The 23034-nt window shown below is 41.4% G+C and carries 25 protein-coding genes; 11 read left to right on the top strand and 14 right to left on the bottom strand.

The window, feature by feature from the left end; genetic code table 11:
- The coding region (locus ACYVIL_RS08750; RefSeq protein WP_460312221.1) for a hypothetical protein at positions 1 to 180 on the top strand (180 nt) is incomplete at its 5' end.
- Between the two features lie 180 nt (positions 181 to 360).
- Here the strand turns inward: ACYVIL_RS08750 and ACYVIL_RS08755 are convergent.
- Positions 361 to 1071 (bottom strand): EAL domain-containing protein, encoded by a 711-nt coding sequence (locus ACYVIL_RS08755; RefSeq protein WP_303471654.1) that lies wholly within the window; start codon positions 1069 to 1071, stop codon positions 361 to 363.
- A 234-nt stretch (positions 1072 to 1305) separates the two neighbouring features.
- On the opposite strand from ACYVIL_RS08755, the gene panP reads away from it, so the two are divergent.
- Complete coding sequence (gene panP, locus ACYVIL_RS08760) at positions 1306 to 2919, top strand: pyridoxal-dependent aspartate 1-decarboxylase PanP (protein WP_460312222.1); 1614 nt, start codon at positions 1306 to 1308, stop codon at positions 2917 to 2919.
- Positions 2920 to 2926: 7 nt separating this feature from the next.
- On the opposite strand, the gene panC is transcribed toward panP, so the two are convergent.
- The 7 genes from panC to sfsA all read right to left on the bottom strand — a co-directional run bounded on the left by panC (position 2927) and on the right by sfsA (position 9162).
- Positions 2927 to 3778, bottom strand: coding sequence for a pantoate--beta-alanine ligase (gene panC, locus ACYVIL_RS08765; protein ID WP_460312223.1), 852 nt, complete (start codon positions 3776 to 3778; stop codon positions 2927 to 2929).
- 25 nt (positions 3779 to 3803) lie between these two features.
- A complete protein-coding gene (panB, locus tag ACYVIL_RS08770; RefSeq protein WP_460312224.1) occupies positions 3804 to 4601 on the bottom strand; it encodes a 3-methyl-2-oxobutanoate hydroxymethyltransferase in 798 nt (265 codons plus the stop codon).
- A 59-nt stretch (positions 4602 to 4660) separates the two neighbouring features.
- Positions 4661 to 5167 (bottom strand): 2-amino-4-hydroxy-6-hydroxymethyldihydropteridine diphosphokinase, encoded by a 507-nt coding sequence (gene folK, locus ACYVIL_RS08775; protein WP_460312225.1) that lies wholly within the window; start codon positions 5165 to 5167, stop codon positions 4661 to 4663.
- The gene (pcnB, locus tag ACYVIL_RS08780) at positions 5167 to 6480 is read right to left on the bottom strand and encodes a polynucleotide adenylyltransferase PcnB (RefSeq protein WP_303471684.1); all 1314 of its coding nucleotides are present in this window, start codon (positions 6478 to 6480) and stop codon (positions 5167 to 5169) included. The genes folK and pcnB overlap by 1 nt, the downstream gene beginning before the upstream one ends.
- Before the next feature lie 357 nt (positions 6481 to 6837).
- A complete protein-coding gene (gene gluQRS / locus ACYVIL_RS08785) occupies positions 6838 to 7704 on the bottom strand; it encodes a tRNA glutamyl-Q(34) synthetase GluQRS (protein WP_460312226.1) in 867 nt (288 codons plus the stop codon).
- An 80-nt stretch (positions 7705 to 7784) separates the two neighbouring features.
- The gene (dksA, locus tag ACYVIL_RS08790; protein WP_303471639.1) at positions 7785 to 8231 is read right to left on the bottom strand and encodes an RNA polymerase-binding protein DksA; all 447 of its coding nucleotides are present in this window, start codon (positions 8229 to 8231) and stop codon (positions 7785 to 7787) included.
- A 226-nt stretch (positions 8232 to 8457) separates the two neighbouring features.
- Positions 8458 to 9162 (bottom strand): DNA/RNA nuclease SfsA, encoded by a 705-nt coding sequence (gene sfsA, locus ACYVIL_RS08795; protein ID WP_460312265.1) that lies wholly within the window; start codon positions 9160 to 9162, stop codon positions 8458 to 8460.
- 91 nt (positions 9163 to 9253) lie between these two features.
- On the opposite strand from sfsA, the gene pepB reads away from it, so the two are divergent.
- From pepB to ACYVIL_RS08810, 3 genes are all read left to right on the top strand, one after another.
- On the top strand, positions 9254 to 10546 hold the full coding sequence (gene pepB / locus ACYVIL_RS08800) for an aminopeptidase PepB (protein WP_460312227.1): 1293 nt from the start codon (positions 9254 to 9256) through the stop codon (positions 10544 to 10546).
- Between the two features lie 333 nt (positions 10547 to 10879).
- The gene (locus ACYVIL_RS08805; RefSeq protein ID WP_460312228.1) at positions 10880 to 11479 is read left to right on the top strand and encodes a YhgN family NAAT transporter; all 600 of its coding nucleotides are present in this window, start codon (positions 10880 to 10882) and stop codon (positions 11477 to 11479) included.
- The gene (locus tag ACYVIL_RS08810) at positions 11476 to 12066 is read left to right on the top strand and encodes a YjaG family protein (RefSeq protein WP_303471631.1); all 591 of its coding nucleotides are present in this window, start codon (positions 11476 to 11478) and stop codon (positions 12064 to 12066) included. Before ACYVIL_RS08805 ends, ACYVIL_RS08810 begins: the two co-directional genes overlap by 4 nt.
- Here ACYVIL_RS08810 and rsmD read toward each other — a convergent pair.
- Positions 12053 to 12640 (bottom strand): 16S rRNA (guanine(966)-N(2))-methyltransferase RsmD, encoded by a 588-nt coding sequence (rsmD, locus tag ACYVIL_RS08815; RefSeq protein ID WP_303471629.1) that lies wholly within the window; start codon positions 12638 to 12640, stop codon positions 12053 to 12055. The two genes, ACYVIL_RS08810 and rsmD, sit on opposite strands and share 14 nt — an antisense overlap.
- Positions 12641 to 12818: 178 nt before the next feature.
- Here rsmD and ftsY point away from each other — a divergent pair, with 178 nt between their 5' ends.
- Genes ftsY through ftsX form a run of 3 tightly spaced genes read left to right on the top strand, consistent with a single transcriptional unit; the run spans position 12819 to position 15813 of the window.
- Complete coding sequence (ftsY, locus tag ACYVIL_RS08820; RefSeq protein WP_460312229.1) at positions 12819 to 14114, top strand: signal recognition particle-docking protein FtsY; 1296 nt, start codon at positions 12819 to 12821, stop codon at positions 14112 to 14114.
- A 14-nt stretch (positions 14115 to 14128) separates the two neighbouring features.
- Positions 14129 to 14833: a cell division ATP-binding protein FtsE gene (gene ftsE, locus ACYVIL_RS08825; RefSeq protein WP_303471624.1), complete on the top strand. Its 705-nt coding sequence runs from the start codon at positions 14129 to 14131 to the stop codon at positions 14831 to 14833.
- Positions 14833 to 15813: a permease-like cell division protein FtsX gene (gene ftsX, locus ACYVIL_RS08830; RefSeq protein ID WP_460312230.1), complete on the top strand. Its 981-nt coding sequence runs from the start codon at positions 14833 to 14835 to the stop codon at positions 15811 to 15813. The genes ftsE and ftsX overlap by 1 nt, the downstream gene beginning before the upstream one ends.
- 59 nt (positions 15814 to 15872) lie before the next feature.
- Here ftsX and ACYVIL_RS08835 read toward each other — a convergent pair whose 3' ends face one another.
- Complete coding sequence (locus ACYVIL_RS08835; protein ID WP_460312231.1) at positions 15873 to 17111, bottom strand: EAL and HDOD domain-containing protein; 1239 nt, start codon at positions 17109 to 17111, stop codon at positions 15873 to 15875.
- A 58-nt stretch (positions 17112 to 17169) separates the two neighbouring features.
- The gene (locus ACYVIL_RS08840; RefSeq protein WP_460312232.1) at positions 17170 to 18390 is read right to left on the bottom strand and encodes an EAL and HDOD domain-containing protein; all 1221 of its coding nucleotides are present in this window, start codon (positions 18388 to 18390) and stop codon (positions 17170 to 17172) included.
- Between the two features lie 249 nt (positions 18391 to 18639).
- On the opposite strand from ACYVIL_RS08840, the gene rpoH reads away from it, so the two are divergent.
- Entirely contained in the window at positions 18640 to 19494 is an 855-nt protein-coding gene (rpoH, locus tag ACYVIL_RS08845) for an RNA polymerase sigma factor RpoH (RefSeq protein ID WP_303471613.1), read from the top strand.
- 77 nt (positions 19495 to 19571) lie between these two features.
- Here rpoH and ACYVIL_RS08850 read toward each other — a convergent pair whose 3' ends face one another.
- The 3 genes from ACYVIL_RS08850 to pip all read right to left on the bottom strand — a co-directional run bounded on the left by ACYVIL_RS08850 (position 19572) and on the right by pip (position 22050).
- Positions 19572 to 20495 (bottom strand): bifunctional GNAT family N-acetyltransferase/hotdog fold thioesterase, encoded by a 924-nt coding sequence (locus ACYVIL_RS08850; protein WP_303471611.1) that lies wholly within the window; start codon positions 20493 to 20495, stop codon positions 19572 to 19574.
- A gap of 146 nt (positions 20496 to 20641) precedes the next feature.
- On the bottom strand, positions 20642 to 21082 hold the full coding sequence (dtd, locus tag ACYVIL_RS08855; protein WP_460312233.1) for a D-aminoacyl-tRNA deacylase: 441 nt from the start codon (positions 21080 to 21082) through the stop codon (positions 20642 to 20644).
- A complete protein-coding gene (gene pip / locus ACYVIL_RS08860) occupies positions 21079 to 22050 on the bottom strand; it encodes a prolyl aminopeptidase (protein ID WP_460312234.1) in 972 nt (323 codons plus the stop codon). The genes dtd and pip overlap by 4 nt, the downstream gene beginning before the upstream one ends.
- Before the next feature lie 105 nt (positions 22051 to 22155).
- On the opposite strand from pip, the gene ACYVIL_RS08865 reads away from it, so the two are divergent.
- The gene (locus tag ACYVIL_RS08865; protein ID WP_303471603.1) at positions 22156 to 22377 is read left to right on the top strand and encodes a hypothetical protein; all 222 of its coding nucleotides are present in this window, start codon (positions 22156 to 22158) and stop codon (positions 22375 to 22377) included.
- Position 22378: 1 nt separating this feature from the next.
- Positions 22379 to 23014, top strand: a complete 636-nt coding sequence (locus tag ACYVIL_RS08870; protein ID WP_303471600.1) for a DUF2959 domain-containing protein — start codon at positions 22379 to 22381, stop codon at positions 23012 to 23014.
- Positions 23015 to 23034: the final 20 nt, after the last annotated feature.

The raw sequence follows: 23034 nt of genomic DNA on the forward strand, positions 1-23034 counted from the left end.
ATATTCAATAATGTCATCTTAGGTGCCTGTTTTGGTGTTTTTTTATTTTTTGGTAGAAACAAAATAACGCAATTACAGGCACTTATCTTCTTTATTTGTGGGGATCCCTCAGGCTTTAGCCCCGCGGAAATGCCTCATGGCCTGAAGACCATGCTACCGCCCCGCGACAATTCCCGATAAACCCATGGTCTAAAGACCATGTTACATACATATCGGTTTCCTGTAGGCGGGTGCTTTAGCCCCGAGGAAATGCCCCATGGCCTGAAGACCATGCTACCGCTCCGCGACAATTCCCGACAAACCCATGGCCTAAAGACCATGCTACATGGAGTATTTTTGTGGAGGTGGTTGAATAAGGACTTAAAGGTTGGGTTTTGGCATACTAAAGTAATAGCCTTGGGCATACTGAATCCCCAATTCTTTTAATTTTTCCAAGGTTGCCCAATCTTCCACATGTACGGCCACAACACTAATTTCTTTTTGTTTCGCTAAATTAGTAAAATGTTCAACAAATTCGTAGGTTTGCTGATTTTCCATTAACTGAGATATTAACCCACCGGCTATTTTTATACCGTTGACGGGGAGGCTTAAGATACTATTGATATTGCTAGGTGTAGCGCCAAAATGGTCGATATAAATAGCAATATTTAAATCACGACATTGAGCGGCGAAGGTCTCAAAGCTATCCACATTCTCAAGTACTACCGCAGCCGTCAATTCTAATCCAATCCGTTTAGGATTCGGGTAATCATGAAGGGCTTCCGCCAAGGTTTGGATTAAGTCTGGATTTAACATATCTTGTTCATTGATATTGATGTTCCAGGCAGCATTAAGATCTCTAAAATAATTAGCACTACGATTTAAAATTGTTTCCGTTAATTGCGAAATACAGGCTTGTTGTTCGATGATATGCAAGAATTCACTTGGCACAAAGGTTTGCTCGTCAGGCGTCACTAATCTGGCAAGACACTCAAAACGCCAAACCGTTTCATGAGATATATCCATTATGGGTTGAAAAAAAGGAACGATTCTATCCAGACTAAAATTATCCGTGACTTCTTTAATGTGCATAAGTGTCCTCGTTACAGCATTATGTCCTCTGAGCGTCCGTTTATTTTTAAGTCATAATTTATCTTTGCTCAGATTTACAACAATAGCATCACTTTTTCAGTTCAGAAAATGAAACTTCTGGCGATTTGTTAAAAAACTGTATTTTTTATTAACTTAGTTCGTTTTAAAATTTGGCGATATGACGGATTTGCGCTAAAGTCCGCGTCTGAAAGTTTTCACAAGGGGTTACAACGAGTGGTTAAAGCGACAGCCAGTTTGGAACACATGTTCCGGGTATTTACCATGCCAGAGGGTAAAGATTCCAAACTTGCGCAAATAGAAGAGCATTTGTCAGATAATCTGTCGGATTTTCTATCGCAACATGTTGTGACCACAGCTAAATCTCTGGAAGATATTGAGCAAAATTTTCAAGAATACAAAGTACCCGAATCTCCAGAGTTTGTTTCTGCACACGCAGAAATGCTACTAGAAAAAGTCGTTGCCAACTCGGTTAATACCTATGCACCCACCTTCATTGGGCATATGACATCAGCATTACCCTATTTCCATCTACCCCTAGCAAAACTGCTAGTAGGCTTGAATCAAAACTTAGTCAAAATTGAGACTTCAAAAGCCTTTACGCCCCTAGAACGTCAAGTTGTCGGAATGTTACATGAACTGGTTTACAGTGAGTCCAGTGCCTTTTATCAAACTCACTTACACAGTGCGAAACACTCTTTGGGGGCGTTTTGCTCTGGTGGAACCATTGCAAATATTACCGCCCTATGGGTGGCCCGAAATAAAGCTTTGGCTCCGAACGGAAGCTTTCGAGGTGTTGCGAAACAAGGCTTAGCCGCAGGATTAAAACATTACGGCTATGCCAATATGGGCATACTATCTTCTAAACGAGGACATTATTCTCTATCTAAAGCCGTTGATGTTTTAGGTTTAGGACGTGAGCAAATGCTGACAGTGGATAGTTTAAACCAGCGCTTATCTCCCGAAAAAGCCTTAGCAACAGGACAGGAATTTGAACGTCAGGGCAATAAGTTATTAGCCATTGTGGGGATTGCAGGTACCACAGAAACAGGTCATGTTGATCCCCTAGATGAACTGGCTGATGTTGCTAAAGAATTACAATGCCATTTCCATGTTGATGCGGCTTGGGGAGGCGCTACCTTATTTTCTAACCGCAATAAAGTTAAACTCAAGGGTATCCATAGAGCAGATTCGGTGACCCTTGACGCCCACAAGCAAATGTATGTTCCCATGGGCGCAGGTGTAGTGGTATTCAAAAATCCGCAAGACAGCAACGCTGTGCGACATCATGCGCAATACATATTGCGTGCTGGCTCTAAAGATCTCGGGGCGACAACCTTAGAAGGTTCCCGAAATGGTATGGCAATGATGGTGTATTCCGCATTTAACATATTTGGTCGTGAAGGATACGAATTGCTCATCGATCAAAGTATCGAGAAAGCTCAACGTTTTGCTTCCCTATTAGACCAACATGAGTATTTTGAACTCATCACAGCGCCAACCTTGTCACTGCTTACCTATCGTGTAAAGCCCCCTCACACTGACGCACAGGGTGAAATAGAGAGTGAAATGCTAGATAGGTTAAATGTCGCTGTTCAGAAGCAACAGCGTGAAGCCGGTAAATCTTTTGTGTCTAGAACCCGTTTAACCGTTGAAAATTATGGTTCAAGGTTACTTACTGTATTTCGGGTTGTGCTCGCTAATCCATTAACAACGGATCAAGATTTGAAAAATATTTTGCAAGAACAGGTGCAGATTGCCAAAGGCACTAAAGTTTGGAAAGAGCTTGAGGATCAAGCTCTACTGGATTCCAAACGATCAGTTGGTTAGCACTAAGCTATTCTAGGGTTACCTGAATATTATCAATCAAACGGGTTTTGCCTAAGAATGCGGCGCCTAAAATTACTAACTCTGTTTCTTCATGTCCCGGGCTTAACAAGGATTCTACTGAACGAATGTCGATATAATCGACGGTGAAACCTGCTTCGGCTAACTCTTCAGTTGATTGATGAATTAAACGACTGAAATCTCGTCGCCCCAACTGAATGTTTTCACTCAATTTCTGTAAGCAACTATACAAAGCGGGCGCTTTTTGTCGTTCAGACTCAGTTAAATAGTTATTTCGTGACGACATGGCTAAGCCGTCATGCTCTCGCACCGTAGGCACACCAAAGATTTGCAGGTTCATTGATAAATCTGTCACCATGGCTTTGATAACTTGTAATTGCTGAAAGTCCTTTTCACCAAAAAAAGCCATATTCGGCTGCACCATATTAAATAATTTACATACTATGGTGGCTACTCCACGAAAATGCCCAGGGCGACTCGCACCACAAATCATATAGGATACCCCTGGTACTTCTACAAAGGTTTGCTTTTCCAATCCCCGGGAGTATATATCATCCGCTTTTGGGGTGAAAAGAACATCCACACCCAAGGCTTCCAATGCCGCCATATCCTGCTCCATGGTGCGAGGATAAGAGGCTAAATCTTCATCAGGTCCGAATTGCAAAGGATTCACAAAAATTGAGACCACTACAATGTCTGCGTGTTCTTTTGCTTGCTCAACTAGGTGTAAATGTCCTTTATGTAAATTCCCCATGGTAGGTACAAAAGCAATGGTTTTACCATCGTTTTGCCACTTCCTACGTATTTCTCTTAAGGGAGTTATATCACTAATTTGTTGCATAATTTGTCCTGTGTATTCTTAGCGATTAGTTAAAGCTATGCTCGGGGCTAGGGAAGACGCCATTTTGAACTTCTTCAATATAGGATTTTACAGCTTCGCGCATATCCCCTGTGATTTCCAAATAGTTTTTAGAAAATTTAGGCATATAATTGGCACTCACACCAAACATGTCATGCATGACTAAGATTTGTCCGTCGGTATGTACGCCTGCGCCTATACCAATGACAGGAATATTAATTGCCTTGCTAATTTTTTCAGCTAAAGAGGATGGGACACACTCTAAAACTAGCAATTGCACACCAGCATGAGCCAAGGCCTCCGCTTGTTCAAAAAGTTGTTCTGCTTGTAAGTCTTCGCGACCCTGGACTTTGAAGCCACCAAAAACGTGAACAGACTGGGGAGTAAGTCCTAAATGCCCGCACACGGGCACGCCGCGTAAATTGAGGCCTTTAATCGACTCGAGTAGCCAATCACCGCCTTCAACTTTCACCATACTCGCACCCGCTGCCATCAGCTTAGCTGCGTTAGTATATGTTTGCTCTGGTGTGGCGTAGCTCATAAAAGGCATATCGGCGATGACAAAAGCGCGTTCGGTGCCTTTGCGAACAGATGCGGTATGATAGGCGATATCTTCTATTGTAACGGATAAGGTGTCATCGCAACCTTGCAGCACCATTCCTAAAGAATCACCAATTAAAATCACATCAATCCCTTGCTCATCAAATAGCTTGGCGAAGCTAGCGTCATAAGCTGTTAGCGCTGTAATTTTTTGTTTATCTTGTTTCATTTTAAACAAGGTTGACGTAGTTACTTTCTTAGTCATATTAATCACCTTCTGCTAACTGAAAAGTGCAACAAAGTTAGAAGCTTGCTCACTTTTATTTATTTCCAAGTCACATCCTTTCTGATCACTTCAAGGCCATTTTTAGGGACACTTTTTAATACAGAAACTAAAGAATCGCCACATGGTAACACGAGTTCAGGGGCTATCTCACGTAACGGATAAAGTACAAACTCTCGTGTTTTCATTCCGTAATGGGGCACAACCAAATCGTTGCTTTGGATTTGCTCATTGCCGTACAAAATAATATCTAAATCTAAGGTTCTAGGCCCCCAACGTTCGGATTTTCGTTGGCGTCCATGGGTCTGTTCAATTGCCTGTAATTGTGAGAGTAAGTCTTCGGCAGACAGCTTTGTGGCTATTTCGACAACGGCATTCACATAATCTGGCTGATCTTGGGGACCCATAGGTTTGCTTGCATAAAAACTAGAACATTCTGTTACATGAGTGTCTTTCAGTTCGTGAATTGCCCGCAACGCCTCTTGCAATTGCTGGTCAGGCTTGGCCAAATTACTGCCCAAACCTATGTAGCTAGTTACGGGGTGCATTAGGAAGCGCTGGGTTTCTTTCTTTTCGGGCGACGGCGAGAACGACGAGCTGGGCCGCCTTCCGCTTCCCTAAGCTTAGTTAGCATTTGTTTGCGTTGTTCTGGAGAAACCTCTTGAAATTCAGTCCACCAATCCGCTAGCTCAAGCAGTTTTCCACCCTCAATTTGACCACGGATGAGCAGGAAATCATAGGCTGCACGAAAACGAGCATGTTCCAGCATTTGATAAGCTCTGCGCCCAAATCTCTTTGGCAAGCGTAATTGCAATAACCAGATTTCTCGCATCATGCTGGAAAAGCGTTTGGGGATCATAATGCGTTGTATTTGTCTGTGCAGGACGTCGTTAACGGCGATATTAAATGCATCGAAATGATTCAAGCCGGCTTCGTCCATGAGTTTTTGACAGTGCTCTTCAATTGGGTACCACAGAAATGCGGCATACATAAATGCCGGAGTGACTCTTTGACCGGTATTAATACGATTATCCGTGTTCATTAGCATCTTGCTAATAAACTGAATTTCCCGGCTGTCATTGCTTTTCAACAGGGGCGCTAGCTGTGGAAAAAGCGGTTGAATAAGATCATATTCCTGCATTAATTCAAAGGTTCTTAACCCTTGCCCAGAAATAAACAGTTTAATGACTTCCTCGAACAGGCGGGCAGGGGGAATATTGTTTAATAAACTACCCAATTGATGTATTGCTTCGGCAGATTTTGGACTGATTTGCATATTCAGTTTGGCAGCAAAGCGCACCGCCCGTAACATTCTCACCGGGTCTTCACGATAACGGGTTTCAGGATCACCAATTAGCTCTAGACGTTTGTCTTTAATCGCTTGCATCCCGTTGGCAAAGTCTGTCACCGTAAAATCGGTTACCCGGTAATACATGGCATTGACCGTAAAGTCACGGCGCTCGGCATCTTCTTCAATGCTACCAAAAACATTATCTCTAAGAATTTGACCTTCTTGACTTTGTTTACCGAGTACTTCGGCAGCTTTTTTACCTTTTTCATCGGTGCTGTTTTGGTGATGACCTCTAAAGGTGGCCACTTCAATGATTTCTCGACCAAAAACCACATGGGCTAAGCGAAAGCGACGACCGATTAATCGACAATTTCTAAACAGGGCTTTTACTTCATCAGGAGTGGCATTGGTAACAACATCGAAGTCTTTGGGTTGTAATCCCAAAATCAGATCGCGGACACAGCCGCCGACTAAATAAGCATCGAATCCAGCACCATTTAAGCGATACAAAACTTTTAAAGCGTTGTCACTGATGCCTTTTCTAGAAATGCCATGCTCAGCGCGAGTGATAACCTTCGGATTGAGTAAATCCGAATGATATTCTTCCGTGTTTTTTGTCAAAGCGTTTTTGACCTTTTTGATCACTCGAGAAATGATGCGTTGGCTCCTGATAACACAAATTATTTTAATTGGCGCGCAATGATATACTGGATGAAAAGTATTTTCTATCTGTTGCTATAGCAAGTTATGGCTAATTTTGTGTCATCTGCACCAGGCAGTGACAAATTATCCCTGTTTTGCTTTGCAAACAATGCAGAATCCCGCCACATTTTGAAACGTTCTTTTCAGTTTAAGGGCCGTTTCGTTTTAGCGATACAAACATAGTTATGTCATAGCTAGGAAATAACGTCGACTTAGCAATGATGATTATTTTCTAACCCTAGACAATGAATCAGTCCAAGCTTGGGTCGCCCAAGCCAGAATTTCGTCTACCTGTTGATTACTTTGAAGTGACTTCGGTAAGGTTAAATTAAGATAAGCCAAAGCCTCAGTAAGGTTTTTCGCGGGCCTGCCTAAATCTAAACTCGGCGCATGGTTTTGTTTGCTGTATTTACGCCCATCTGAAAACGTCACTAGGGGTAAATGCAAACATCCTGGTACAGGCTTACCTAAGGTCTTAAATAACGCCCATTGACATGCCGTTGCAGTAATTAAATCCTCTCCCCTAACAATTTCAGTAATACCCATCTGAATATCATCCGCCACTGATGCGAGATGGTATGCATACAAACCGTCCTTGCGCTTCACAATAAAATCTTCTTGGGTTGCTTGGTTATTGACTTTGAGTGTCCCTAACCGGCGGTCGTTAATCTGGGAAATTTCAAATTGATTTTTTATACGTAAGGAAAAAGGTGGCTTGACCTGGGCTTTGTCTCTGCAGGTGCCAGTATAGAATTCACCTTTAGCCTTAATTTGCCCACGAGTACATTCACATGGGTAAAGCAAATTTTGGCTATGGAGTTGGCTTAATATAGTGTCGTAATTCAGCTTATTTTGGCTTTGAAAAATAGCGTCGCTATCCCAAAACAAGCCATGGGCAATTAACGTGGCCTGAATATTTTCAATCGCGCCAGCTTGAATTCTAGGCGGATCAATATCGTCAATACGCAGTAGCCACTTGCCATTATTTACTTTGGCTTGTAAAAAACTGCCAATGGCCGTGACGAGTGAACCCATATGCAGAGGCCCAGAAGGACTTGGTGCAAACCTGCCGACATAACTAGTTTGGTTCATAAATAATCAGCAACTTAAAGTTAACGCCCTAGAAACGACAAAAGCCGCAAGTTAGCGGCTTTTGAATTATCTTAAAAAAATTAACCTTGCAGCTGTTTTTCTTTAATTTCAGCTAGGGTCTTACAATCAATACATAAATCAGCGGTGGGGCGAGCTTCTAAACGCCTTACACCAATCTCAATGCCGCATGTATCGCAAAAACCAAAATCGTCTTCTTCGATTCGTTTTAAGGTTTTTTCAATCTTCTTAATTAACTTGCGTTCACGGTCACGAGTACGAAGCTCTAAGCTGAACTCTTCTTCTTGAGCAGCACGATCTACTGGATCTGGGAAATTAGCCGCTTCATCCTGCATATGGTGAACAGTACGATCTACTTCCTCACGAAGTTGAGAGCGCCATGCTGACAATATTTTACGGAAATGCTCGAGTTGAGCATCGTTCATATACTCTTCGCCGTCTTTTTCCTGATAAGGAGTTAGACCAGCTAGTGCTATTAATCCTAAACTTTTTTCTTTTCCAGATGGCATGTGCCAATTCTCCTACACTACGACACAAACGTTGTTTAGCGAATGAGGATATATAGCAGATTGCTATTATCCTAGCAAATTAGGCTCGGTCGAATATATGTAACTGTTACGCTTTAAAAGCGGTAAAATTGGCTTAGTAGATACCAATTTTATTGAATAAAAAACGATGTGCCGTTTTTTACGACTCGCAAACATAGACTCCTTAAATAAAAAATCAACCTTTTTTTTACAGATTGAAACTTAGCTTTTGATTTAATTGCACTTTTTGTTCAGACATTTTACAGCCATAGGCGATAATTTGTACCCCCGCATCAATTGCTGCTTGTAAAGTCGCCGAATATTCTGGATCTATATCCTCAGCAATGCGGATATTTTTAATCCCGGTATGTTGACTGCAAAATAATAAAACCGCATGTTTTCCGGCTTTTGCAATTCCACTTAATTCGCGTAAATGTTTACTACCGCGTTGGGTTTTTGCATCAGGGAAATATCCCTGCCCACCCCTTAGTAAGGTAACGGATTTTACTTCAACATAACAATCGGGCAGATTATCGGAGGTTAACATAAAATCTATTCTGCTATTTTCTTCTCCATATTTTACCTCTGCTTTATAGTCTTGGTACTTTGCTAATTCTTCTATTTTGGAGAGGGCAAGAGCTTCCGCTACCAACTTATTCGCATTTTGGGTATTCACGCCAATCCAATCACCTTGCTGGTTCTTGCTTAGCTCCCAGGTATAGGCAAGTTTTCGCTTAGGATTGTTAGCTGGACTTAGCCACACTTCAAAACCAGGGTCGCCGCAACCTGTCATTGCACCTGTATTTGGACAATGAGCCGTGACGATTGAACCATCTGAAAGTTCTACATCGGCTAAGAACCGTTTGTAGCGTTTTATTAGTTTGCCCTTGATAAGTGGATTAGGGAACAGCATATTACCTCTCATACCATGCGCTTTAGACTGCGCAAACTTCTCTGATACTAAGTGAAATCTGTATCGGATGCCAAAGAAAAAGGAAACCAGTATGTCACATCTTTTAGTCGAACTCAGTTATCAAACAGCACCTGCACAATGGGGGGAGAATGCCCTTGTGAGTTTTGATGCTGGTAAGGCGACAATTCACTTGAGCACTGGCGATGCTATCGATACGCAATTATCCAAAATCGCAGTGGTAGGCCGTAAGTTGGATGGGATGAATTTAGCAGGTATCACCTTTAGTGGAGAGTGGAGCGAAGAACAACAATGGTCGTTAGCTTCTAGTTATCGTCGAGCGCGAAACGCAGGGAAAATTACCTGGCTAGACAGTGCTGATAAGAAAAGTTTAGAGCAACGTTATGCCGCTTTATGCTTCACCCGTGACCTAATTAATGAAACCCCGGAGCAACTGTCACCACAAGAGTTGGCAAAACGCAGTGTTGACTGGTTAACTGAGCTGGCTGGTGATCATGTATCTGTTAAATATTGTGTAGGTGAAGAACTAGCAGATGCTGGCTGGGTAGGAATTTATAACGTTGGCAGGGGCAGTGAACGTCCCCCGGTATTGTTAGAAGTAGACTACAACCCATCTGAAGACGAAAATGCTGAAGTGGCTGCAGCCCTTGTAGGTAAAGGTATCACCTTTGATAGTGGCGGTTACAGCATGAAAAGTAGTGAAGGCATGTTGAGTATGAAGTGCGATATGGGCGGCGCAGCGACCGTTACAGGTGCTCTGGGACTTGCCATCATGCAAGGTTTGAACAAGCGAGTTAAATTATTCTTGTGTTGTGCTGAGAACCTAGTCAGTGGTCATGCATACAAACTCGGTGACATTTTAACTTATAAAAACGGCGTGACAGTTGAAATTGTGAATACCGATGCAGAAGGGCGATTGGTATTGGCCGATGGCTTAATGGCGGCTAGTGAAACCAATGCTCCTTTAATTATTGATGCGGCTACTCTTACTGGCGCAGCTGTTGCAGCTACCGGTGGTGACTACAATGCGGTTTTTTCACTAGATAAACCTGCCCTACAACAATTTATTATTCAATCCGAAAAACAAAATGAGCCAGTTTGGCCGCTTCCCTTAGAACTCTGGCATCAAGATAAATGTCCTTCGCCGTTCGCCGATACAGCAAACAGTCGGGCACAAAAAGGAGGAGGTGCAGGCGGCGCGTCAAATGCAGCAGGTTTCCTATCTCGTTTCGTGGGTAACCAAGGTAAAGGATGGATACATGTTGATTTAGCCGCTGCATATAATGGTAGCGGTACCAGTCACATGCCCGCTGGGGGCAGTGGTATCGGCATCAGGGGTATTGCGCAAGCTCTATTAGAGGCATAAAAGACAATTTCTACTCTTGCTAGCGGTTCACTACTATGCTGAACCGCTTTACCATTCAATTCTGAATCTAGGGTTAGATGTTATTAATCCTGCCATTAAGGTTTTGTTCTCAATTCTGCTGTAAATGGATACTTCAATCCATTGTTTAAATATACAAAAGTAATACAAAGTGGGCGGGATTGCCTTTGGGAGTCTGTTGAAGGGATTGGCTGTTTGCAATTTTCCAGAATTAGAGGCTAACTAGGCAAAGGAGTTACAATAGTTTTATATTCGATTATGGATAAACTCTAAATAGGTTTACAATGCCGCGAATTTGAGATTTTTGGAGGTATAATGGATATTTGGTCTGCTGCGGTAATGTTGTTTCTTATCATGGATCCGTTAGGAAATTTACCTATATTTATGTCCATCCTGAAATCGATAGAACCCAAGCGGCGTCGCAAAGTATTAGCACGAGAATTGATTTTATCATTGCTAATTATGTTCATCTTTTTATTCAGTGGGCAGGCTGTACTCGATTTCTTAAATGTGAAACAACAAGCTGTGAGTATTGCTGGCGGTATCATTTTATTTTTGATTGCAATTCGCATGATTTTTCCGAACAAAGGTTGCCACGACGACGATGTTGGTGAGCAAGAACCTTTTATTGTTCCTTTAGCTATCCCGATGATAGCTGGTCCCTCACTGTTGGCTGCTTTAATATTACTGGCTAATCAGGACCCCTTAAGAATGTTTGATTGGTCGTTAGCGCTTTTTTCAGCTTGGGCTGTGTCGGCAAGTATTTTATTGTTTTCCGGTGTATTTTTTAAGATTCTTGGAGAACGAGGCTTGATTGCCATAGAGCGTTTAATGGGCATGATACTTATTATGTTGTCGATACAAATGTTTCTCGATGGCGTCGGTAATTACTTTTCAATTGGAGTGACGAATTGAGCGCTAAATTAAATACATTTCAAAAAGTTCGAGAGTTAACTGGCTGGCATGCAGTTGCTTACGCAGCAACACTAGCTGAGCGGATGAAGCCAAACTTTCAATTGTTTTGTGAAACGGCAGAGTTCGACGATGAAGGGCAATTCCATAAGTCTATGGAAGCGATATGGCAGTGGCTGTCTCGCACTGGCTCAAAAATCAACTTCACTTTACAGTTAGAAAAAATTGAGAATGTGACCCCTGATGCCGCGGAACACGATAGCTTTGGGGTGTATCCCGCTATTGATGCGGCCATTTCATTGGCGGCTATTATCTCTTTAATCACCAATGATGAACCTCAAGGTGCTGTCATAGTATCGAAGTTATCCCAAGGTAGTGTAGAAGCTTTTGTTGAACTGGTATCTGAACAATCATTGAGCTCTCAAGAAATAAAAGAGCATCCTCTAATGCAGTGGGAAGTGGCATTTCAGAATGAATTATTAGAGCAAATCAGCGACTTGCCTGAAGGGGCGAAGAGCGTGAAACTACTTAGGGAAATGGCAACAAGCGAAGGTGTGTCAAATATTGGTTTAGAAATTAATTCACTTTAAAGAGTTTACTCGACACACTTTGGGTAGATTTTTCTTTGATACACTGCCAATTTTCTGGAACTGAGTATCCTTGGTTTTGAGTTTCACACTCGATGTAAATAATGCTGTCGGTAGTCGCTAAATTATTTATGCTAATGGCATCGATTGCCTTGGGGACTAATCCAGCATTAAAGGGCGGATCGATAAAAATCAGATCGAAATTGTCAGATAAGCGATTACATACCTCAAGACTATTACCCTGAATAACCTGAGTCTGTTGTTCGGATACCTGTAACCTTTCAAGGTTGCTGCTAATCACCTTCGCAGCCATTTTATCTAATTCGATAAAGGTTGCACTAGTTGCATGTCTTGAAAGGGCTTCAAAGCCAAGGCTACCGCTGCCTGCAAACATATCTAAACAACGACTTTCATGCACGTAGGGCATTAACCAGTTGAATAAGGTTTCTTTCATCCGATCCGTTGTAGGACGCAAACCTTGTGCCTCTAAAACAGCTAACTTTCTGCCTCGCCACTTGCCACTTATCACCCTGATTGAGCCAGTGATGGCATTTTGCTTTTTTACGCCTCGCTTCATGAATCCAAGAAATGCTATGATTGTCAAAATTGGACGATAGTGTATACCTTTAAGCACTTTTCTGCATGCACACTTTGTGAAAAGTCAGGTCGCTATCAAGAAACTATATATAAGTCGGTTGTTGTTGCTTAGAAAGACAATTTCGCAGACTCACATTATCAAGAGAATTAACTTAAGCATGTCTAAATTTTTCCGCTGGTTCAATAAAGATAAAGATGAAAAATCAACACCGTCCGTCGAACAAGATGAGGCGCTGCAGGATATCAATGAGAAAGACGTTGAGACGCAAGAATCCTCCGTGTCGGAAACGCCAGAAGAGCTGATTAAAGAAACCGTACCTAATGAGACTTCAAGCACTGCTGCGGAGGGGGAAATTGAGACTCCTAATCGTGTCGACAATGACAACATTAAGTCGTCTAAACCCGTTGACGATTTGCCCCCACCGCTACAAACTGCTGTAGAGCCAGAGCCAGAGCCAGAGCCAGAGCCAGAGCCAGAGCCAGAGCCAGAGCCAGAGCCAGAGCCAGAGCCAGAGCCAGAGCCAGAGCCAGAGGGCTTCTTCAGCAAGCTAAAACGTGGGCTATCACGAACTAAGCAAAATTTAGGCAGTGGTTTTGTTAGTTTGTTTAAAGGCAAAACCATTGATGACGACTTATTCGAAGAGCTTGAAACTCAGCTGTTAGTTGCCGATTTAGGTATGGATACAACCACTAAAATTATTAACGAATTGACGGAAAGTGCCAATCGTTCACAACTCAAAGATGGCGAAGCCTTATATCAACTTTTGAAACAGCAAATGTCGGATATCTTAGGACAAGCCAGTGAGCCACTTGATATTGATGGGACGGACGGACCTTTTGTGATTCTTATGGTGGGTGTTAACGGGGTGGGTAAAACCACAACCATTGGCAAACTAGCAAAGCAATTCCAACAACAAGGTAAAAAAGTGATGTTGGCCGCTGGAGATACCTTCCGAGCCGCAGCCGTTGAGCAACTTCAAGTTTGGGGTGAACGTAATAATATTCCTGTCGTTGCACAACAAACTGGCTCAGACAGTGCTTCGGTCATTTTTGATGCGTTGCAATCAGCTAAAGCCAAAAATATGGATATTTTGATTGCTGATACTGCTGGTCGACTACAGAATAAAGATCATTTGATGGAAGAGCTCAAAAAAGTGGTGCGGGTGATGAAAAAGATCAATCCCCAAGCACCCCATGAAATTATGCTTACTATCGATGCGGGAACCGGACAAAATGCGATTAGCCAAACTAAACTATTCCATGAAGCAGTAGGACTAAGTGGGATTACGTTGACGAAGTTAGATGGCACCGCTAAAGGTGGCGTCATATTCGCACTCGCCGACAAGTTTGACGTACCTATTCGTTATATTGGGGTAGGTGAAGGAATTGATGATCTTCGTCCATTTGAAAGTCAACAGTTTGTAGAAGCGCTATTTCAAGATAACGAAAGTTAAGTGTAGGTAATATCGTGATCAAGTTTGAACAGGTAAGTAAAACCTATCCGGGCGGACAGCAAGCTTTACGTAAAGTTAGCTTTCATGTTGAGCCGGGTGAAATGGCATTCTTGACCGGCCATTCAGGTGCGGGTAAAAGTACTCTGTTGAAACTCATTAGCATCATGGAACGCCCAACTGTGGGACGAGTACTTATCAATGGCCATGATCTAAATACCATACATCGGCGACAAATTGCCTACATTCGTCGAGACATCGGAATGATCTTTCAAAGTCATCAATTACTGCTGGATAAAACGGTCTTTGATAATGTTGCATTGCCCCTTGTCATTGAAGGTTATTCCCACAAAGAAACAACCAAACGAGTGCATGCCGCCCTGGAAATGGTAGGCTTGCGTGACAAAATTAGAAGCTTCCCATTGATGCTCTCAGGGGGAGAACAACAACGTGTTGGGATTGCCAGAGCGGTAGTGAATAAACCACCATTGTTGTTGGCGGATGAGCCTACAGGTAATTTAGATCCTAAGTTATCCATGGAAATCATTCGTTTGTTCGAAGATTTTAATCAAGCTGGGGTGTCCGTTTTTATTGCGACCCATGATTTAGGCTTAATAGCTAGAATGAAATATCGTTCCTTAACTTTGAAACAAGGGCAAATGATCACCGATGGTTTGAGTGAAGAATGGGACAATGAAGAGACTAAGGAGTACGATTTTTAATGAGTATTCTGTTTAAAGGTCGACCTCAGGGGGCTTATTCGTCAAAAATTGGCATGCTGCAACGTATTAACATGTTTTTTGTCAGTCACGTTAGACAAGCATTGGGTAGTTTAGGTGAATTATGGCGAGCGCCTTTAGCATCAATGATGACAGTAGGTGTGCTTGGTTTAAGTATCACATTGCCTAGTACTTTTTATATTTTAGTTAAAAATGCAGAGTCGATTGCTGAAAATTGGCAACAGGCTTCTGAAATAACACTATTTCTGCGTAAAGGAACGCAATCTAAAGATGCCAATCAATTGGTTACACGGCTTGGTCTGTGGTCAGAAATAGATTCTGTGACTTATATTCCAGCAGACCAAGGGTTGATTGAGTTTCAGCAACAAAGTGGCTTGGGTGAAGCATTAAACTATTTGGATGAAAATCCATTGCCTGATGTTATTTTAGTTAATCCTACTTCGCAAAATACATCGCCATTGGCGGCAAAACAGTTACTAGACAAACTGAATCGAGAACGCCATGTAGAGGTGGGTAAGCTCGATATTAAATGGTTGGAGCGCTTACATGGTTTTTTATCTATTGCTAAAGAACTTATCTACGCAGTTGCCCTTCTGCTATTCCTTGCGGTGGTGTTAATTATAGGCAACACCATTCGTCTCAATATTCTAAGTCGACGGGATGAAATCTTGGTCATGAAACTGGTAGGTGCTACCGATGGCTTCATTCACCGTCCATTTATGTACACAGGAATGTGGTATGGCTTATTGGGAGGGTTAATGGCTTGGTTTGCAGTCATTCTCTTGCTTTGGTGGATGGGAGGAAGCATTGATGCATTGACTGCGCAGTATGACAAGAATTTCGACCTGACTGGCTTAGACCTGACTTCTCTGCTCGTTATGCTTGGTGTATCGATCTTTTTAGGTTTAGCTGGTTCAATGATTTCCGTCCAAAAACATGTCAGAAGTATCGAACCAAAATAGGTTTAGCGGTTTTTTCGGCCCTTAGTCACATAGTTAAAGCTATTATGGCTCTATACTATCTAAGCGATTGCTTTGGGATAATGGGGAGAGATGGACTGGCGAATAGTATTGCCCCATAAAACGGCTTGATTGAACATGTGATGTAAGTATTTTTGCTCAATTTCCAGTACTTCAGAGATTTTTCTGACTTTCATCCAAGTTGCACTTTCGAATGCTCTGGCCAATAAAATGTACAGGTAAAAATCGTTTTTTCCGCCGCACAATGCAAATTTCACTTCATCTACAATGGGCATTTTCGTGACGAGTTCCTGCATGTCTTGATCTAACAAAGCGTCTAATAAGGAAAATAATCCAGCCATGAATCCAGTGGGTGGGTTATCTCCAACTTTGCGGTGCTTTGCAATTAAATCACAGAACTTGGCTCGCACCAGAGACATATGCAGTAACTCCATCGGCTTATCATCAGCAAGATTTGCTAATGCCAGCAAAGCGATGAATTTTTTAATCTCAACTTCACCCATGTAGTTTAAAGCATGTTTCAAAGACGTGATTTTAAAACGTTTATTAATCATTGGGTTGTTGATGAATCGCAACAACATGTATGACAACCCCACATCTCTTTCAATAATTTCATTTATGCGATCAATACCAAAACTTTCATTGGCCGTTTCGCCGATTAATTCGACCAGTGACAATTTGTTTACAGGCAAAGGGGCTTGGTTAATATTAAGCGGCTTCGAAAAGAAATAACCTTGAAAATAATCAAATCCTAAATCATTGAATGATATAAAGTTTTGAAGTGTATCTACATTATCTGCAACCATTTTCACGTTGGCATGGGAAAACCGCGGCATTTGTTTCGCGATATTAGGAAAGGAGTGTTGGAAAGTGTCAATTTTAACAATATCAACTAAGCTCAATAACTCGCTACTAGTGGTTAATTTTGGTTCATTTAGGGCTATTTGAAAGCCCATGTTGCGGATATTTTGACAGGCTTCAATGATTGAATCTTCGCCATCGCTCGCTTCTGATACTTCCACCACCACGGTGTTGGGATCCAGGCTATTTGGTAGACCTTTTAAAATAGTTTCATTGGTAAAATTGATAAAAGACGTTTTCTGACAGGAAATATCGTCTAAGGCTAATTTTAAATTTGATTGATTTTGTGGTTGAGGTTGAGAGGGATCAACAAGTTTGTCAGGAAAACAGTTATTTTTGCCGTCCCTGAAGAACAATTCATAGGCAAATACTTCTTTATCCCTGTCTAAAATTGGTTGCCGAGCCACAAAAGCGAACATCTAAAGCCCCTATTATTCCATTGATACAAAATCTAATTTGTTATTTCTGATCATCTGATCATTGACGAATTGAGCTCGCTAAAGCGGATGCCCATTTTATCGACTCATTGTAAAAACTATGCAACATGTCTTGATCAAGTTCAAGTTTAGTTGAATGATGACTGACACCTTTCCAATCACCATATTCAAATGCGCGAGCAACCACTAAATAATCTCTAAGTTGTCCATTTACCCCATTTAGCGCATCGTTTAAGTCGTCGCTTAGTGGTAATTTTCTAAGTAATTTTGACATATCCTGATCTAACAGCGCATCTAACAGCGAAAATAGACCGACCAGATAACCTTTGGGCGGATTGTCAGCATTTTGTTTAGCCAAAGAAATAAGTTCACATAACTTAGCACGCACCAAAGATAACTGAATTAATTCGGTTGGCTTTTCATCACTCAAATTTGCGATAGCGACCAAAGCGATAAACTTCTTGATTTCTACTTCACCCATGTAATTCAATGCATGACTTAAGGAGTTAATTTTATTCCGTTTATTCATAATTGGGTTGTTTATGAAGCGCAATAGCATGAAGGAAAGGGCAACGTCTTTTTCAACTATCTGACGTATTTTATCGAAGTCGAATTCTTGGTTAGCGCTTTCACGCATTAAATCGAGTAAATTAAGCTTAGCACTCGGTATGTTTTTTTGTCTGTGGGTTTCAGGTTTAGCGAAAAAGTACCCTTGATAAAAATCGAACCCCAGTTCCGAACAGCGTGTAAACAACGTCTGACTTTCAACTTCGGTTGCGACTAGCTTGATTTTTCCTTGATCAAAACGTGATTTATTATTTTCAACTAATGTTAAATCAGTGTTGGATACATCTATTTTAATGAAGTTAATTATGGCCAGTAAGGGGTCCCATTTGGCGTCAAAATCATATTCGCTAATGGCGAACCTATAGCCTAAACCCTTAATGTGTCTACAGGCTTCTATTAATGTTTTTGATACCTCTGTATTACTCGCTAACTCAACGATTACAGTGTGTGGCTCTAGCATGGTGGGGAATCGGTAGAGTAAGGTATCCGTTTGAAAATTGATAAAGGCCCCTTTACCATCAGTGATTTCTTCGATCCCTAGGGAGAAATGACTATTTGCAATTATTTTTGCCGTTTTTTCATTAGATTCAATATCAGGGATCGCGTTATCTTCACCATCACGGAAAAGTAACTCATAAGCAAATACATGCAACTGTTTGTCAAAAATAGCTTGTCGTGCAATGTATGAAAACATTTATCCTTGCCTAATACTTGTTCATCTTGATCGAATTTTAGACGAGTATATTGATCTATTTTAATTTAAAATTAAACCTTTAAATATGATTCTTCGTCCCCATATAACTTGGATGTCTGTGATATAGACAAATTTTTTCAGTTTAAGTGAATTATTTTTGACCTTTTACGGTCTATATACGTAATAGATAATTGGCTTTGCCCGTATGTGTTGATAGAATACTGGGCTGTAACGAATAACGAGGTGAACATGAGCACAAATATGCAAGCTATGGCATTAAGCGTTCCTCACAGTGGTAGCATTGAATCTTATATTCAAGCTGTTAGCAGCATTGAGATGCTCACTGTGGAAGAAGAGCGACAGCTAGCAGAACGGTTGCAACGAGATGAAGACATTGAAGCGGCGCGTAAGCTGGTGATGTCTCATTTACGTTTTGTTGTACACATTGCTAAATCTTACTCTGGCTATGGATTACCCCAAGCTGACCTTATTCAAGAAGGTAACATTGGTCTGATGAAGGCAGTAAAACGTTTCGACCCAACTGTGGGTGTGAGACTAGTTTCCTTTGCTGTACATTGGATAAAAGCAGAAATTCACGAATTCGTACTGAAAAATTGGCGTATTGTTAAAGTTGCAACGACTAAAGCACAGCGTAAATTGTTTTTTAACCTGCGTAAAAACAAAAAACGTTTGGGTTGGTTTACCCATGCTGAAGTGCAGAAAGTAGCTGAAGAGCTAGGTGTAAGTACTAAAGAAGTACTGCAAATGGAAGCTCGCATGAGTAGCCAAGACCAAGCCTTCGATTTGTCTGCTGATGATGATGAGAGTGGCAGTTTTGCTCCTGTTCAATTTTTAGAAGACAAAACCACCGATGTAGAAAATGAAGTGATTAATTCCGATTGGGATACTAATGCTTCTAAACGTCTGCATTCGGCAATTAAAACCTTAGACGAACGTAGTCAACATATCATTCAAACCCGTTGGTTGTCAGATGACAAACTAACACTTCAAGATTTGGCTGATAAATACGAAGTCTCTGCTGAACGTGTGCGTCAGATTGAAAAGAATGCAATGAAAAAGTTGCAGTCTGCAATGGCAGCATAATTAACGAGTTCAATTTTGGTTGAATGCAGTTTTTAAAAGCGCGAATTATTCGCGCTTTTTTGTGTCTGCTTATTTGCTCAGTCTTTTTGTTCTAATTCAGTGTTTTTACTCGGCAATATCCAGAAGACCCCTTTAAATTCAGCTACCGGTGATTCACCATCTAATATATCTACCTGTAGTTTCACGGCGGCTTTTTTCTTTCTTTCTAGCAAATCGAGTTTACCTTCTAGGGACTCAATATTGCATAAAGCTCTAGGTTGCATGGTAATGGGTTTGTGGTAATGAATATCGCCGTCTCCCAACACTATTTCTCCATCTAGTGCTTTTTCTTTGAGTTTTAAGTGGATCATGCCCCAGCCCGTTAATGTGGCTAACGAGAAAATACTGCCGGCGAACATAGTGCCATGCAAATTAATGTTTTTATTTAACGAAGCACGAACCTCTAGGGTTTTGCCGCTATATTGATAAAGCTGTATTCCCATTTGCTCACTAATTGGAATAGTTTCATGCCAGGTGTTTTGAAGCTCTTGGCACCATTTGGGGTGCAACATGACCTGGTTTACATCGGACAGCTTTTTGATCATTTGAGAACGTTTTAGTTTTCCCATTTCAGTTGGCGCTTCTTTTTCAACCACAAATCCACACGCTTCGAAGAACTCAATGGAAATACGGCGGCTGTTGGTTACTAAGCGCTTTGCACCTTGCTGACGCGCCACTTCCTCTAAAGCAGAATAGATCAGCTTGCCTAATCCTTTGCCTTGGCATTCTTTTGCAACGGCAATGTGTCTGATTTGGGCCTCTTCAGACATGTTCAAATGAACTCGGCCTACGGCAACGACTTTACCGTTTCCATCAACCACCATTCGATGCTCACCTACTTGTTCGTATTCATCTTTCTCCGAACCTAATGGATGATTCCACGGCTCTCTCAACATTTCCCAGCGGAAATGGAAATACTCTTCAAGTTGTTGCTCCGTTTTAGGTGTTTCTATTCTATACATACAATAAGTCGTCTCTTTTATTACAGGTCAGTTCAAGCAAGATATTTTAACCAATGACGCAGTCAACTCTTCACTTGATACAGATATTAGCCCGCGAAAAATGTTCATCATTAAAACGCAATCGCAGACGACGCACAATAGATAGGTTAATTTATTTGAAGATGAAATGTAACGGGGCCATCGTTTGTAAGCGATACTTTCATGTCGGCACCGAACTGGCCTGTCTGGCATTCAACACCTTGTTGTTGGCAATATTCAACAAATTGTTGATACAAATGTTTCCCCTGTTCTGGAGGAGCCGCATCGGAAAAACCAGGCCTATTGCCTTTGCTAGTATCAGCCACTAAGGTAAATTGTGAAACGACTAGCATGGCTCCGCCAAATTGCTGAATATTAAGGTTCATTTTACCCTCAGCATCACTAAATATTCTTAATTTCATCAGCTTATTGGCAAGCTTTTTAACTGTTTCTTCGCTGTCTGACTTTTCGACTCCTAACAACAACATCATGCCCTTGTCTATTTGGCCAACAATATTATTGTCAATTTCTACATGGGCTTGGGTTACCCGTTGAATTAGTGCTATCAAGATTGTTTCTCTTTCAAAAATTTAGCCATTCTATCGGTTGCGTGACAAATTGCATCGCTTATTCTTGGGTCAGATGCACTGTGTCCGGCTTCAGGTACAACTAGCAACTGGCCTTCACGCCAAGTTTTACTCAAAGTATATGCGTTCTCCATCTTACATACGATATCAAAACGCCCATGGATTATGGTACCTGGAATGGCATCGATTTTATGAATATTCTGTAAAATTTGGTTTTCCGATATGAAGCAGTTATTTTTAATATAATGACATTCCAGCAGCGCTAAACTGGCAGCGCGACTCAAGTTTTGATGAAAGTCGTGTTCCTTTATGGAGCTATTCAACACTGATATACGTTCTTCCCACATACACCAAGATTTTGCAGCATGCACGCGGCTGAGTTCATCTCCATGCAAGAAAATCTGGTAGAAGCGGTCGGTTATCGACATGTTTTTGGGGCCGTTCTTCACCAACTCTACGAATTCGGTGTAATAATCGGGGAAGAGTTGGGCGGCACCGCCATTTGCTTCAATGAACCATTCGAAATCTTGTTTTCGCCCTAAAAAAACGCCTCGTAAAATAATTGCAGTCACTGTCTCTGGTTTAGCGATAGCACTAAGTAAAGCTAAAGTAGTGCCCCAAGAGCCACCGCAAAGCATCCACTTTTTGATAGCTAAATGTTGACGAATAAGTTCAATGTCTTCGAGCAGGTGCTTTGTGGTATTGTTTTCGAGTTTTGCAAAGGGCAGTGACTGACCACAACCTCGCTGGTCAAAGCCAATGATTCGGTAAATTTCGGGATTAAAAAAACTTCGATACATTGCTGATAGACCTGCACCTGGTCCACCATGAAGGTACAAAACCGGCAAGCCCTCAGGGTTACCAGATTGTTCAAGGTAAATTTGATGCCCATCTCCTACGTCTAACATTTCGCTATGATAGGTTTTTATAGGTGGATATATATGGCTCATAAATTCCGCTTTTGTTTGTTTATTGAATCCATTTGCTTTAATTTAGCACTTAATTGATAAAATATAAGTTTTCTATTTAACAATAACGCGATTTTGGAGGCAAAAATGGCGGGACAAGGATCTGGCGGTAATGTGATTGCTGCAATTTGTAATATCTTTTTTCCTGGATTAGGACAACTGGTGCAGGGCAGAATTTTGGCGGCGCTTATTTTCGCCATAGTGTTTTTTGGTGGCGCGGCCTTGTGGTTCTTAGTCGTTCCAGGAGTCATAGCGGGGATAGCTTATATTTGGGCTATCATTGATGCTGCTAAATACAAAGGCCCATAATATGAACAAACTAATCATCATATTTTTTAGTCTAGTGCTCTTTGGTTGCCAAAGTGCATATTATGCAGCTTGGGAAAAACTTGGTGTTGAGAAACGCGATATCTTAGTTGATCGTGTCGAAGACGCAAAAGATTCTCAAGAAGATGCACAAGAGCAATTTGCATCCGCCTTGGATGAATTCAGTCAATTAATTAATTATGACGGTGGTGAATTACAAGACGTTTATGAAGACCTCAGCAGTCAATATGAAGCAAGCAAAGATGCTGCGGATAACGTGACCAACCGTATTGACAAGGTTGAGAGCGTTGCTGAAGCGTTATTTGACGAGTGGGCTGAAGAACTTGAAAAGTATTCCAATGCTAAGTTAAAACGCGACAGTGAAAGACAATTAAGAGAAACACAGCGACGTTATAAAACCTTGATTACTGCGATGCGCAAAGCTGAATCAAAAATGCCACCTGTGCTTTCAGCGTTGCAAGATAACGTTCTTTATTTGAAACATAACCTTAATGCCAACGCTGTTGGGGCTTTACAAGGTGAGTTTAATCTTATCAAAAAAGATATTGATGTATTGATTCAAGAAATGAATTCCGCTATTTCCCAAAGCAATACCTTTATCAGCAGCATTCAATCATAATAGAAGGGGCTGTTGCCCCT

Source organism: Aliiglaciecola aliphaticivorans, from assembly GCF_054782055.1.

Bases quoted from the DNA above. Each gene is read 5' to 3' on its own strand.
- ACYVIL_RS08755 (WP_303471654.1), bottom strand. From the start codon at position 1,071: ATGCACATTAAAGAAGTCACGGATAATTTTAGTCTGGATAGAATCGTT.
- panC (WP_460312223.1), bottom strand. From the start codon at position 3,778: ATGCAACAAATTAGTGATATAACTCCCTTAAGAGAAATACGTAGGAAG.
- panB (WP_460312224.1), bottom strand. From the start codon at position 4,601: ATGACTAAGAAAGTAACTACGTCAACCTTGTTTAAAATGAAACAAGAT.
- folK (WP_460312225.1), bottom strand. From the start codon at position 5,167: ATGCACCCCGTAACTAGCTACATAGGTTTGGGCAGTAATTTGGCCAAG.
- gluQRS (WP_460312226.1), bottom strand. From the start codon at position 7,704: ATGAACCAAACTAGTTATGTCGGCAGGTTTGCACCAAGTCCTTCTGGG.
- dksA (WP_303471639.1), bottom strand. From the start codon at position 8,231: ATGCCATCTGGAAAAGAAAAAAGTTTAGGATTAATAGCACTAGCTGGT.
- sfsA (WP_460312265.1), bottom strand. From the start codon at position 9,162: ATGCTGTTCCCTAATCCACTTATCAAGGGCAAACTAATAAAACGCTAC.
- pepB (WP_460312227.1), top strand. From the start codon at position 9,254: ATGTCACATCTTTTAGTCGAACTCAGTTATCAAACAGCACCTGCACAA.
- ACYVIL_RS08805 (WP_460312228.1), top strand. From the start codon at position 10,880: ATGGATATTTGGTCTGCTGCGGTAATGTTGTTTCTTATCATGGATCCG.
- rsmD (WP_303471629.1), bottom strand. From the start codon at position 12,640: ATGAAGCGAGGCGTAAAAAAGCAAAATGCCATCACTGGCTCAATCAGG.
- ftsY (WP_460312229.1), top strand. From the start codon at position 12,819: ATGTCTAAATTTTTCCGCTGGTTCAATAAAGATAAAGATGAAAAATCA.
- ftsX (WP_460312230.1), top strand. From the start codon at position 14,833: ATGAGTATTCTGTTTAAAGGTCGACCTCAGGGGGCTTATTCGTCAAAA.
- ACYVIL_RS08835 (WP_460312231.1), bottom strand. From the start codon at position 17,111: ATGTTCGCTTTTGTGGCTCGGCAACCAATTTTAGACAGGGATAAAGAA.
- ACYVIL_RS08840 (WP_460312232.1), bottom strand. From the start codon at position 18,390: ATGTTTTCATACATTGCACGACAAGCTATTTTTGACAAACAGTTGCAT.
- rpoH (WP_303471613.1), top strand. From the start codon at position 18,640: ATGAGCACAAATATGCAAGCTATGGCATTAAGCGTTCCTCACAGTGGT.
- ACYVIL_RS08850 (WP_303471611.1), bottom strand. From the start codon at position 20,495: ATGTATAGAATAGAAACACCTAAAACGGAGCAACAACTTGAAGAGTAT.
- pip (WP_460312234.1), bottom strand. From the start codon at position 22,050: ATGAGCCATATATATCCACCTATAAAAACCTATCATAGCGAAATGTTA.
- ACYVIL_RS08865 (WP_303471603.1), top strand. From the start codon at position 22,156: ATGGCGGGACAAGGATCTGGCGGTAATGTGATTGCTGCAATTTGTAAT.
- ACYVIL_RS08870 (WP_303471600.1), top strand. From the start codon at position 22,379: ATGAACAAACTAATCATCATATTTTTTAGTCTAGTGCTCTTTGGTTGC.